We start from the raw sequence: 11,797 nt of genomic DNA, 5'->3' as shown, positions 1-11,797 counted from the left end.
TCGTCTTACCTGACGGGGGAAGAGGAGACTTACGAGTGAGGACGAAGCCGACCATGCGCAAGAGACTGGTTCGCTCGCTGCTTACTGCCGCCCTCTTTGCCGTCGCGGCCTTCGGAGCGGTGAGCGGTCACTCCGACGCGAACAGCGACATTCAGGCGGACAGTCATTGGCCGTCGGGCGTTGCGATCGCGGGAGACTGACGTGACGACTCCACCCGACGACCGTTCCTTCCGACGCGAGATGGCGACCGCCTACCGCTCCGGCTGGCACTTCATCGACCTGGTCACCGCGATCCCGCATCCCGGTGACTCCCTGATGGTGACGGTCTTCGGGGAGCCGGTCGTCGTCACGCTGGACGATGACGGCGACGTACGGGCGTACCGGTGTCTGCGGCGGCCTCGGGGGGCGCCGCAGCCCGTACGGTGTGCCATCCGGTACGGAATGATCTTTGTGAACCTGGACCAGAGGGACCACCGGCTCGCCGAGCCGGACCCCTCCGAAGTGAGGACCATCTCGGCCACCCCCCGCAGTGCCTGACGCGATTCCCCCGTCGTAACAGATCGCTCAGGTGCTTCCCCCCGGCAGCGGCGTCACCGTGACCTGAACACGGTGACGCCGCTGTCGTTTGTGCGGAGATCCGCGGGTTTCACCCTCTTCCGAGCCTGGCCGAAAAGCCCCTCGCGCGACCGGGCCGGCGAAGCGCCGGTCCGAAGGCGCCGGCCCGGTGGACCGCCTGTCGCGGGGTACTCCCTGACCGTCTCGACGTCTGTCCGCACCCGGGGGTGCCGTGCCACTCCCGCCTTGAGTGGAATAGACTCAACTTTGTGCACGTTGTGCGAGTCAGCACTGGGAGACACGACCGACGGCCGAAGCGCTAGGAGGAGAGCCAGACAGTGGACGCCGAGCTGACCAACCGGAGCCGGGACGCGATCAACGCGGCCAGCAACCGGGCCGTGACCGAGGGGCACGCCGACCTCACCCCCGCCCACCTGCTCCTGGCTCTGCTCCAGGGGCAGGACAACGAGAACATCACCGACCTGCTCGCCGCCGTCGAGGCCGACCTCGCGGCCGTGCGCTCCGGCGCCGAGCGCATCCTCGCCGGGCTGCCCAGCGTGACCGGGTCCACGGTCGCGCCGCCGCAGCCCAACCGTGAGATGCTCGCCGTGGTCGCCGACGCCCAGGCCCGGGCCCGGGAACTCGGGGACGAGTACCTCTCCACCGAGCACCTGCTCCTCGGCATCGCCGCGAAGGGCGGCGCGGCCGGCGAGGTACTGGAGGGGCAGGGTGCCGGTGCGAAGAAGCTGCAGGACGCCTTCCGCAAGGCGAGGGGAGGACGCCGGGTGACCACCGCCGACCCCGAGGGCCAGTACAAGGCGCTGGAGAAGTTCGGCACCGACTTCACCGCCGCCGCGCGCGAGGGCAAGCTCGACCCCGTCATCGGACGGGACCACGAGATCCGGCGCGTCGTGCAGGTGCTGTCCCGCCGCACCAAGAACAACCCCGTCCTCATCGGCGAGCCCGGCGTCGGCAAGACCGCCGTCGTCGAGGGGCTCGCCCAGCGGATCGTCAAGGGCGACGTGCCCGAGTCCCTGAAGGGCAAGCGGCTGGTCGCGCTGGACCTCGGCGCGATGGTCGCCGGCGCCAAGTACCGGGGCGAGTTCGAGGAGCGGCTGAAGACGGTCCTCGCGGAGATCAAGGACTCCGAGGGCCAGATCATCACCTTCATCGACGAGCTGCACACCGTCGTGGGCGCCGGTGCGGGCGGTGACTCCGCCATGGACGCCGGGAACATGCTGAAGCCCATGCTCGCCCGCGGTGAGCTGCGCATGGTCGGCGCGACGACCCTCGACGAGTACCGGGAGCGGATCGAGAAGGACCCCGCCCTGGAGCGCCGGTTCCAGCAGGTGCTGGTCGCCGAGCCGACCGTGGAGGACTCCATCGCGATCCTGCGCGGGCTCAAGGGCCGCTACGAGGCCCACCACAAGGTGCAGATCGCGGACAGCGCGCTGGTGGCCGCCGCGACGCTCTCCGACCGGTACATCACCTCCCGCTTCCTGCCCGACAAGGCCATCGACCTCGTCGACGAGGCCGCCTCGCGGCTGCGCATGGAGATCGACTCCTCCCCGCTGGAGATCGACGAGCTCCAGCGTGCCGTCGACCGGCTGAAGATGGAGGAGCTGGCGCTGGACAAGGAGACCGACCCGGCCTCCCGCGAGCGCCTGGAGCGACTGCGCCGCGACCTCGCCGACAAGGAGGAGGAGCTGCGCGGCCTCAACGCCCGCTGGGAGAAGGAGAAGCAGTCCCTCAACCGGGTCGGTGAGCTGAAGGAGAAGCTCGACGACCTGCGCGGGCAGGCCGAACGCGCCCAGCGCGACGGCGACTTCGACACCGCCTCCAAGCTGCTCTACGGCGAGATCCCGGCCCTGGAGCGGGACCTGGAGGCCGCCTCCGAGGCCGAGGAGGAGGTCGCCCGGGACACCATGGTCAAGGAGGAGGTCGGCGCCGACGACATCGCGGACGTCGTCGCCTCCTGGACCGGCATCCCCGCCGGGCGCCTGCTGGAGGGCGAGACGCAGAAGCTGCTGCGCATGGAGGACGAGATCGGCAGGCGGCTCATCGGGCAGGGCGAGGCCGTGCGGGCCGTCTCCGACGCCGTGCGGCGCAGCCGGGCCGGGATCTCCGACCCCGACCGTCCCACCGGGTCCTTCCTCTTCCTCGGCCCGACCGGTGTCGGCAAGACCGAGCTGGCCAAGGCGCTCGCCGACTTCCTCTTCGACGACGAGCGGGCCATGGTCCGCATCGACATGTCGGAGTACGGCGAGAAGCACAGCGTCGCCCGGCTGGTCGGCGCCCCGCCCGGATACGTCGGCTACGAGGAGGGCGGCCAGCTCACCGAGGCCGTGCGGCGGCGGCCGTACTCGGTCGTGCTGCTGGACGAGGTGGAGAAGGCGCACCCCGAGGTCTTCGACATCCTGCTCCAGGTGCTGGACGACGGGCGCCTCACCGACGGGCAGGGCCGCACCGTCGACTTCCGCAACACGATCCTGGTGCTCACCTCCAACCTGGGCAGCCAGTACCTGGTCGACCCGCTGACCGGCGAGGAGGAGAAGAAGGAGCAGGTCCTGGAGGTGGTCCGGGCGTCGTTCAAGCCGGAGTTCCTCAACCGGCTCGACGACCTCGTGGTCTTCTCGGCGCTCAGCAAGGAGGAGCTGAGCCGGATCGCGCGGCTCCAGATCGACGCGCTCGCCCGGCGGCTCGCCGAGCGCCGCCTCACCCTGGAGGTCACCGACGAGGCCCTGTCGTGGCTCGCCGACGAGGGCATGGACCCGGCGTACGGCGCCCGCCCGCTGCGCCGCCTCGTGCAGACCGCGATCGGCGACCGGCTCGCCCGGGAGATCCTCTCCGGCGAGATCAAGGACGGCGACACGGCCCGTGTCGACCGCTTCGGCGACGACCTGATCGTGGGCCCGGCAGTGAGCGGCAAGACGCTGTAGCCCCCGCGGCGCCGTGCGCGGCCCGTCACCCCTCGGTGGGTGGCGGGCCGCCGCGCGTCACACGGTGAACGCGGAGAACCGCACCAGGGCGGTGCCGCCCTCCTCGTACGCCACGCTCACCTGGACGGCGTCGGCGTCCACGGCGTCCGGCAGGCCCTGCGCGTAGCCCAGATCCAGACACAGATCCGCCGCGTCGTCCGCGCAGAACTCCGTCTCGGGTTCCGGGGCATCCGGATAAGTGTGCGCGAGCCAGCCCCTGACCTGAGCGCCCGGCATCCGGAAGGCCGCGCCGTAGTGGATGTCCTGCCAGCCCTGCCGGGTGCACTCCCCGACCGGCGCGGCGTCGGCCGGGAGCGCCGCCCCGCCGAAGCGCAGGGCCTCCGGGCAGGGCACCTGTTCCGGTCCTCCGCCGAGGGGGTACTCGGAGTCGGACAGCACGATGGACACGAAAGCGACGAGAAAGGGAAGCAGGACGAGCGCCGGCAGCGACACGAGGGCCGCGAACAGCCACCACCTGGTCCGCCCCGGGGACGCCTGGGCGCCTCCCGCGGGCCGTGCCGTCGTGTTCCGTGTGCGCCTCATGCCCCGCCTCCGTCCGCCCGGCCTCCACCCGACCGGCCGGATCATGTCAGCCCACGGCTTACAGGCACCCGGCGGGCTTGCCACGCCCCTCCCCGCATGGGGGAGGATGGCCAGATCCGTACGAAGGGAAAATCACGGTGAGCATCGACCCGTCCTCGATTCCGAACTTCGGGGGCCAGCCCGAGCCGCAGCCCCAAGGGCCGGCGGGCCCCGTCGTCCCGGATCAGGACCTCGTGAAGCAGCTCCTGGAGCAGATGGAGCTCAAGTACGTCGTCGACGACGAGGGTGACCTCGCGGCGCCGTGGGAGCAGTTCCGTACGTACTTCATGTTCCGTGGCGAGGGTGAGCAGCAGATCTTCTCGGTGCGGACGTTCTACGACCGTCCCCACCAGATCGACGACAAGCCGCAGCTCCTGGAGTCCCTCGACGACTGGAACCGGCGCACCCTGTGGCCCAAGGTGTACTCCCACACCCACGACGACGGCACCGTCCGCCTGATCGGTGAGGCGCAGATGCTGATCGGCATGGGTGTCAGCCTGGAGCACTTCGTCTCCTCGACGGTGAGCTGGGTGCGCGCCGCCATCGAGTTCGACCGCTGGCTGGTCGAGCAGCTCGGCCTGGAGCAGGAGATCAACGAGGCGGACAAGCCCGAGGACGAGGGCGGCGAGTAGTCCGCCCCCGCGTACCGGGAGCCCGGCCGGGCACCGACCGCCACCAGGGGTCGGTCGCCGGGGCCGGGCTCTCGCCGTTCCGCCCGGTTCCCTCAGCCCGCCAGTGCCTTCAGCCGCCGTACGGCCTCCTCCAGGACCGGCGTCCTCTTGCAGAACGCGAACCGGACGAAGGGGGCGCCCGCCTCCCGGTGGTCGTAGAAGACGGCGTTGGGGATGGCGACGACCCCGGCGCGCTCCGGCAGGGCGCGGCAGAAGGCGAAGCCGTCGCTCTCGCCGAGGGGGCGGATGTCGGTGGTGACGAAGTACGTCCCGGTGGGCCGGTAGACGCCGAAGCCCGCCTCCGCGAGGCCGGACGCGAGGACGTCCCGCCTGGCCCGCATGTCGGCGCGGAAGCCGGAGAAGTAGGAGTCGGGCAGCGCGAGGGCCTCGGCGACGGCGTACTGGAAGGGGCCCGCGCTGACGTAGGTCAGGTACTGCTTGGCCGAGCGGACCGCGGTGACCAGGGCGGGCGGGGCGGTGATCCAGCCGACCTTCCAGCCGGTGAACGAGAACGTCTTGCCGGCCGAGCTGATCGTCACCGTGCGCTCGCGCATCCCCGGGAAGCTCGCCAGCGGGATGTGCTCGGCGGTGTCGAAGACCAGGTGCTCGTAGACCTCGTCGGTCACGACCAGCAGGTCGCGCTCCACGGCCAGCTCGGCGACCGCCGCCAGCTCGGCGCGGGTCAGGACGGTGCCCGTCGGGTTGTGCGGGGTGTTGAGCAGCAGCAGGCGGGTGCGGTCGGTGACCGCGTCGCGCAGCTCCTCCAGGTCGAGGCGGAACGTGCCCTCGTGCGGGCGCAGGGTCACCGGCACCCGGGTGCCGCCCGCCATGGCGACGCAGGCCGCGTACGAGTCGTAGTACGGCTCCAGCGCGACGACCTCGTCGCCGGGCTCCACGAGGGCCAGCAGTGAGGCGGCGATGGCCTCGGTGGCGCCGGCGGTGACCAGGACCTCGGTGTCCGGGTCGTAGGAGAGGCCGTAGTGCCGCTGCTGGTGGGCGGCGACGGCGGTGCGCAGTTCGGGGACGCCCGGGCCCGGCGGGTACTGGTTGCCGCGCCCGTCGCGCAGCGCCCGTACGGCCGCCTCCCGGACCTCCTCGGGGCCGTCGGTGTCCGGGAAGCCCTGGCCCAGGTTGATCGCCCCGGTCGTCACCGCCAGGGCGGACATCTCGGCGAAGACCGTCGTCCCGAACTCGGCGAGCCTGCGGTTGAGGAAGGGGCGTGCGCTGGAGGTCATGGCGGCCATCCTGCGCCGAAGCTCTGGAGTTCCTCAACTCTGCTTTGGCGCGTGGCGCGTGAGGGCATCTCCCGTTCACGCGGCGAGCCGCACGGCGGACCGCGGGCAACGCGCTTCACGCACCACCGACTTCAAGAAGAGAGCGAGGCGCCCGACGGGGGGTTGCTTCGGGGGAACTTCCGGGCGAGAGCCCGGAGGAATCGGAAGGAGGGTGACGCCATGGTCTTCGGCATCATCCTGATCGTGATCATCGCCCTGGTCGCCGGAGGCATAGCCTCCGCACGGCGGGGACGGAGCAGCGTGCGGGCAGGCCGGCGTTCGCGGTCGTCGAGCCGCGGCAGCGGCGGCGACAGCGGCAGCACGAGCTGGTGGGCCGGCGGGGGAGACAGCGGCTCCACCTCGAGCTCGCACCACCACGGAGGCCATTCCTGCGGCGGAGGTTCTTCCTGCGGCGGCTCGTCCTGCGGAGGCGGGTCGTCCTGCGGGGGCGGCGGATGCGGTGGAGGTAGCTGACACGGGGCAGCTAGCTCCCCCAGGGGGAACCGCATCCGAGGGCGAGGGACCCGCGCCCGGGTCAGGGTCCCGCGCCCCCGCCGAGAGCGCCCGCCGGACATCACAACCGGCGGGCGCTCTCGCACACCGGCGCACGCCGAGCGGGCCGGGTGTGCGCGGCGGTTGAACAGGTGAGCTGTGGAGCCCCCCGAGGGATGGAAACCCAGGGAAGTTGGGTAAAAAAGGTGTGGTGGCGCCACAGTTCGTGATTCGCTCTCGTCATCAACGCAGCCCGCGGGACGATCTGTTGACCCCCCTCCTGACCGGCCGAACGGGCTGACGGGGCCGCATCCCCGACAGTGACCGGGGCGAGCGGGCCCCACACCTTCCTCTCCTTGTGTGCTTGCGGAGCCAATCCATGCTCACGACCCTGAACACCGCCTACACCGACACGCGTGCCACTGACCTGGCCTGGGCGCTGGGGCGCGAACCGCTGCCCGCGCTGGCCAGTCTCGATCTCGAACTGATGGGGGCCAAACTGCAGTTGAGACTCCTCGGCGCGTCCCACCAGGTCCTGCTGGAGGAGGAGCGGGGGAGCTGCTCGGAGACGGTCGCGTGCATCGCGGGCAGCAGCACGCCCCTTCCGCTGGGCGTGGCCAAGCGGGTGGGCGACTGGGAGTACGAGTTCGCCGCGCGCGTGGAGCTGCTGACGCCGGGCTCCTTCGCGGGCCGCGCCCAGGAGCTGCTGGACCTGGTCTCCGACCATCCGCACGGGCTGGCCGGAGTCTTCCCGGGCAGCCCGCACGCCTTCACGGCGCTGCTCGCGCACCGGCACGAGGGACAGGTGCACTGGCGGACCTGGCACGCCTATCCGCAGGACGGCCAGCTAGTGGCGACCCGGACCCGGGTCGGCGTCCGGGTGCCGGCGGCGCGGCTCAGCCCGTCCGGGGTGTGAGGCGGATAAACCCGCGGGACGCCAAGGGCCGCGAGTTTCACACGTGTGGGTGACGAACTGCAACGGGGGTGTGACGTAACGTCACCTCGTGATCGAACCGCACGCTCCCGCACCGCCCGGCTCGGCGCCGCCCCGGGAGGACGCGGACCGGCCGGACGGCACGGGCGGCCGGGGCCCGGAGGGCGGCCCGGGCACGGGCGGCCGGGGCCCCGAGGACGGCCCGCCGAGCGCCGGCACGGGGACGGTCCCCCTGCCCGTCCGTCCCGCCACCGGGCGGTTCCTGGTGCTCGCGGGGGTCTTCGTCTGCGCGGCCTGCGGACTCGTGTACGAGCTCGAACTCGTCGCCCTCGCCTCGTATCTGATCGGCGACTCCGTCACCCAGGCGTCCGTCGTCCTGTCCGTCATGGTCTTCGCCATGGGCATCGGCTCGCTCGCCGCCAAGCGGATGCGCCGGTTCGCGGCGGCCGGGTTCGGCGCGCTGGAGGCGGTCCTCGCCCTGGTCGGCGGCTCCAGCGCCATGGCCCTGTACGCCGTCTTCGCCTGGACCGGAGGCTGGGGCGGGCTGTGGTCCGACGGGCCGCGCTTCCTGCTGGTCGCCTTCTCCCTCACCATCGGCCTGCTGATCGGCGCCGAGGTGCCGCTGCTGATGGAGCTGATCCAGCGCATCCGCCGCCAGGACGCGGGCGGCGCCGTCGCCGACCTGTTCGCCGCGGACTACGTCGGCGCCCTCGTCGGCGGCCTCGCCTTCCCCTTCGTCCTGCTGCCCTTCCTCGGCCAGCTCACCGGCGCGCTGCTCACCGGCACGGTCAACGCGGTCGTCGGCGCCGCCCTGGTCCTCGGCCTGTTCCGGCGGGACCTGACCCGCCGGGCGCGCCGGCTGCTGCTGATCGCCAACGCCGTGGTCCTGGCCGTCCTCGCCTCGGCGACCGTCCTCGCCGACGACTTCGAACGCGCCGCCCGCGAGGCGGTCTACGGCCAGGACGTCCGCGTCGCCGTCCGGACCGACGTGCAGGAGGTGGTGCTCACCGGCGACACCGACGGCCGGCCCCTCCAGCTCTTCCTGGACGGCCGGCTGCGGGCCGGCGGCGGCGACGAGCGCCGCTACCACGAGGCCCTGGTGCACCCGGCCATGACCGGGCCCCACGCGCGCGTGCTGATCCTCGGCGGCGGTGACGGCCTGGCCGCCCGCGAGGTGCTGAGCCGTCCGGGGGTGCGCCGCGTGGACGTCGTCGAGCTGGACCCGGGGCTCGCGGGGCTGGCCCGGCGGGACCCCGGCCTGTCCGCGCTGAACGAGCACGCCTACGGCGACCCGCGCGTCCACGTCACCACGGCGGACGCCTTCCGCTTCCTGCGCTCGACGCCCACGGCGACGTACGACGTGGTGGTCTCCGACCTGCCCGATCCGGGCCTCACGGCCAGCACGAAGCTGTACTCCCAGGAGTTCTACGGCCTGCTGCGGCGGGTGCTCGCGCCCGGCGGACGGCTGGTCGTGCACGCCGGACCGGTCACCTCTCGGCCCCGGGCGTTCTGGACGGTCGACTCCACGCTGCGCGCGGCCGGTCTGCGCACCGCGGCCTACCGCGTCGACGCCCGCCGCACCGACCGCACGGCCGGCGCCTCCCGCGCTCCCGGGGACTGGGGTTTCGTCCTCGCCGCCACCACGCCCCCCGCCCTGCGCCTCGACCCGGCGGCCCCCCGCCTCCACACCCTCACCGGACGCTCCCTCACGGCCGCCGCCCGGGCCGCGGACCGTACCCGCGTGCCCGGCCTGCCGCCGTCCACGCTGGTGCACCCCCGGTACTGACCCCGCCGGGCCGCCCCGGGCGCCGGTGCGGCGACGGCCCCGCCTCCTGCGGCCGAGCCGGGCCCGGACGGGAGGGGCGGCGTACGGGGCGGCGCCGGGCGGCGGACGACTTTGCCCCGACAGGGGGTGCGCGGGGCGCCCGCTGGGTAGGCTGCGCTGACATGGAGCATGAGGTGTTCGTTCCGGTTCCGGCCGAGCGGCTCAGGGACGTACTGGCCGACCCCCACCGGGTCGCCCGGGCGGTTCCGGGGCTCCAGCAGGACGCCGGCGCCGAGCCCGTCGCGGGCCGGCTGAAGGTGCGCGTCGGCGGTCACTCCATCACCTACCGGGGCTCCCTGCGCCTGTCCGCGCGCGACGACGGGACGTACGCGGTCGACGGCGACGCCACCGAGTCGCGCGGCGCGGGCACGGTCACGCTCGCGCTGACGCTCCGCGTGCGGGACGGCGAGGAGGGCTCGACCCTCGTCTTCGGCGGGACGGCCACCGCGGACGGACGCGTCACGGAGCTGCCGTCGGACGCGGTGGCGTCGGCGACGGCACGGCTGCTCACCCGGTTCGCGGAGAACCTGGGCGCGGCGGCGGCCGGGGACGGGCCGGCGGAACGGCCCCCGTCCTCCCCGACGGCGGCGGCGCCCGCCGCCCACACCTCCGTCTTCGACACCGAGATCCCCCCGTCCTCCCTCGACCCCTCCGCCGACGAGGACGAAGGGGGCGACGGGGACGAAGGCGACGGAGAGCGTGCGGAGGGCGGCGAGGGCGAGGCGGCCGGGGCCGCGGAACCCCCCGCCACCCCCGAAGGGGCCGAGCCTCCCGCCGAGGCCGCGCACGCGCGCCGCACGATGATCGGCCGCAGCGCCGAGGAGGTGGACCACGCCCCGCCGCGCGGCCGGTACGCGCCGGTCCCCGCGCCCCAGGCGGGCGGCGCCGGCACCTCCCTGCGCTGGGCAGCCCCGGCGGCGGCGCTGGCGGTGGCCTCGGCGATCGTGGTCGGCCGTGCCCTGCGCAGGCGCCACTGACGGCGGCCGCGCACAGCACCGCGCGAGCCGGCCGCCCCGCCCCGGCCGGCTGGGCCCGCCTTGATCACCCCAGTAGGGTCGTGGCGTGAGTAACGAACCCATCACGCTGACCGCGGGTGACGCGGAGGCGACCGTGCTGCCGGGCAACGGCGGACGGATCGGCGGGCTGCGCGTCGGCGGCACCGAGCTGCTCCGCCAGGGCGAGCGCTACGGCAGCTTCCCGATGGTCCCCTGGTGCGGCCGGATCCGCGAGGGCCGCTTCCAGGACGGCGCCGTCGTCCACCGGATGCCGCTGAACTCCCCGCCGCACGCCATCCACGGCACCGCGCGCGACGGTGCCTGGCGCACCGCCCGCGTCGCCGGCGACGAGGCCGTCATCACGTACGACCTGGTGGATCCCTGGCCCTACTCGGGCCGGGTCACGCAGGTGATCGCGCTCGCCGAGGACGCGCTGACGCTGACGATGTCCGTGGAGACGTACGACTCGTCGTTCCCGGCGCAGATCGGCTGGCACCCGTGGTTCAACCGCACTCTCGACGGCGCGGACGGCGCCGGCGTGGTCATCGGCTTCGACGCCGCCTGGCAGGAGGAGCGCGGCGAGGACCATCTGCCCACCGGCAACCGGATCGACCCGCAGCCGGGGCCGTGGGACGACTGCTTCGGCATGCCGGACGGCGTCGACGTCACCCTGACCTGGCCCGGGCGCCTGGAGCTGAAGGTGACCAGCCCCGAGCGGTGGGTCGTGGTCTACGACGAGCAGGAGGCCGCCGTCTGCGTCGAGCCGCAGACCGGCCCGCCCAACGGGCTGAACACCCTGCCGCGCCTGGTCACGCCCCTGGAGCCGCTGGAGGCCACGACGACCTGGAGCTGGCGACGCCTTTAAGCTGGCGTACATGACGGAAGCACGTGCGGCGCTGCTGCAGCAGATCAAGGACAAGGCCGTGGTGCACGGCAAGGTGACCCTCTCCTCGGGTCTGGAGGCCGACTACTACGTCGACCTGCGCCGCGTCACGCTCGACGGCGAGGCGGCGCCGCTGGTCGGACAGGTGCTGCTCGACCTGACCGCCGACCTCGACTTCGACGCGGTGGGCGGCCTGACCATGGGCGCCGACCCGGTCGCCGCGAGCATGCTGCACGCGGCCGCCGCCCGGGGCCGCAGGCTGGACGCGTTCGTCGTCCGCAAGGCCGCCAAGGCGCACGGGCTGCAGCGGCGCGTCGAGGGCCCGGAGATCAAGGGCCGCCGCGTCCTGGTCGTCGAGGACACCTCCACCACCGGCGGCTCCCCGCTGACCGCCGTCGAGGCCGTGCGCGAGGCCGGTGCCGAGGTCGTGGCCGTGGCGACGATCGTCGACCGGGCCACGGGCGCCGCCGAGAAGATCCGCGAGGGCGCCGGGGTACCGTACCTGTTCGCGTTCGGCAAGGACGAGCTGGGCCTGGACTGACGCCGGGCCGGGACGGGCCGAGGTCCACTCGGACTATCCCGCTTCGTCTGGAAAGATGGGGCCGACG

General features: G+C 73.2%; 11 protein-coding genes. 9 read left to right on the top strand and 2 right to left on the bottom strand.

Features of this window, described 5'->3' with window-relative positions:
• Positions 1 to 53: 53 nt before the first annotated feature.
• The 3 genes from ACH499_RS11305 to clpB all read left to right on the top strand — a co-directional run bounded on the left by ACH499_RS11305 (position 54) and on the right by clpB (position 3,494).
• Positions 54 to 200 carry a hypothetical protein gene (locus tag ACH499_RS11305; RefSeq protein WP_356202940.1) on the top strand — a complete coding sequence of 49 codons (147 nt, stop codon included), beginning with the start codon at positions 54 to 56 and terminating at the stop codon, positions 198 to 200.
• A 1-nt stretch (position 201) separates the two neighbouring features.
• On the top strand, positions 202 to 537 hold the full coding sequence (locus ACH499_RS11300) for a hypothetical protein (protein WP_365600900.1): 336 nt from the start codon (positions 202 to 204) through the stop codon (positions 535 to 537).
• A gap of 356 nt (positions 538 to 893) precedes the next feature.
• Entirely contained in the window at positions 894 to 3,494 is a 2,601-nt protein-coding gene (gene clpB / locus ACH499_RS11295) for an ATP-dependent chaperone ClpB (protein ID WP_356202944.1), read from the top strand.
• A gap of 57 nt (positions 3,495 to 3,551) precedes the next feature.
• Here clpB and ACH499_RS11290 read toward each other — a convergent pair whose 3' ends face one another.
• Entirely contained in the window at positions 3,552 to 4,076 is a 525-nt protein-coding gene (locus tag ACH499_RS11290) for a hypothetical protein (protein ID WP_399015021.1), read from the bottom strand.
• A 137-nt stretch (positions 4,077 to 4,213) separates the two neighbouring features.
• Here ACH499_RS11290 and ACH499_RS11285 point away from each other — a divergent pair, with 137 nt between their 5' ends.
• Positions 4,214 to 4,747, top strand: a complete 534-nt coding sequence (locus ACH499_RS11285) for a YbjN domain-containing protein (RefSeq protein ID WP_356202947.1) — start codon at positions 4,214 to 4,216, stop codon at positions 4,745 to 4,747.
• Between the two features lie 92 nt (positions 4,748 to 4,839).
• Here ACH499_RS11285 and ACH499_RS11280 read toward each other — a convergent pair whose 3' ends face one another.
• The gene (locus ACH499_RS11280; protein ID WP_399015019.1) at positions 4,840 to 6,030 is read right to left on the bottom strand and encodes a pyridoxal phosphate-dependent aminotransferase; all 1,191 of its coding nucleotides are present in this window, start codon (positions 6,028 to 6,030) and stop codon (positions 4,840 to 4,842) included.
• Between the two features lie 901 nt (positions 6,031 to 6,931).
• Here ACH499_RS11280 and ACH499_RS11275 point away from each other — a divergent pair.
• From ACH499_RS11275 to pyrE, 5 genes are all read left to right on the top strand, one after another.
• Positions 6,932 to 7,468 (top strand): DUF2617 family protein, encoded by a 537-nt coding sequence (locus ACH499_RS11275; protein WP_356202951.1) that lies wholly within the window; start codon positions 6,932 to 6,934, stop codon positions 7,466 to 7,468.
• Between the two features lie 88 nt (positions 7,469 to 7,556).
• A complete protein-coding gene (locus ACH499_RS11270) occupies positions 7,557 to 9,272 on the top strand; it encodes a polyamine aminopropyltransferase (protein WP_399015017.1) in 1,716 nt (571 codons plus the stop codon).
• Between the two features lie 161 nt (positions 9,273 to 9,433).
• Positions 9,434 to 10,288 carry an SRPBCC domain-containing protein gene (locus ACH499_RS11265; protein ID WP_399015015.1) on the top strand — a complete coding sequence of 285 codons (855 nt, stop codon included), beginning with the start codon at positions 9,434 to 9,436 and terminating at the stop codon, positions 10,286 to 10,288.
• 85 nt (positions 10,289 to 10,373) lie between these two features.
• The gene (locus ACH499_RS11260) at positions 10,374 to 11,171 is read left to right on the top strand and encodes an aldose 1-epimerase (protein ID WP_356202956.1); all 798 of its coding nucleotides are present in this window, start codon (positions 10,374 to 10,376) and stop codon (positions 11,169 to 11,171) included.
• A gap of 10 nt (positions 11,172 to 11,181) precedes the next feature.
• The gene (gene pyrE, locus ACH499_RS11255; protein ID WP_356202958.1) at positions 11,182 to 11,730 is read left to right on the top strand and encodes an orotate phosphoribosyltransferase; all 549 of its coding nucleotides are present in this window, start codon (positions 11,182 to 11,184) and stop codon (positions 11,728 to 11,730) included.
• Positions 11,731 to 11,797 lie beyond the last annotated feature (67 nt).

The organism is Streptomyces sp. NPDC018947, assembly GCF_044390505.1.
Classification (GTDB): domain Bacteria; phylum Actinomycetota; class Actinomycetes; order Streptomycetales; family Streptomycetaceae; genus Streptomyces.
This window is presented reverse-complemented; position numbering and strand designations above follow the sequence as displayed.

What these genes read in the sequence shown, in the direction of transcription:
- ACH499_RS11290 (WP_399015021.1), bottom strand. Translation starts at nt 4,076, where the DNA reads ATGAGGCGCACACGGAACACGACGGCACGGCCCGCGGGAGGCGCCCAG.
- ACH499_RS11265 (WP_399015015.1), top strand. Translation starts at nt 9,434, where the DNA reads ATGGAGCATGAGGTGTTCGTTCCGGTTCCGGCCGAGCGGCTCAGGGAC.
- ACH499_RS11275 (WP_356202951.1), top strand. Translation starts at nt 6,932, where the DNA reads ATGCTCACGACCCTGAACACCGCCTACACCGACACGCGTGCCACTGAC.
- ACH499_RS11280 (WP_399015019.1), bottom strand. Translation starts at nt 6,030, where the DNA reads ATGGCCGCCATGACCTCCAGCGCACGCCCCTTCCTCAACCGCAGGCTC.
- ACH499_RS11305 (WP_356202940.1), top strand. Translation starts at nt 54, where the DNA reads ATGCGCAAGAGACTGGTTCGCTCGCTGCTTACTGCCGCCCTCTTTGCC.
- pyrE (WP_356202958.1), top strand. Translation starts at nt 11,182, where the DNA reads ATGACGGAAGCACGTGCGGCGCTGCTGCAGCAGATCAAGGACAAGGCC.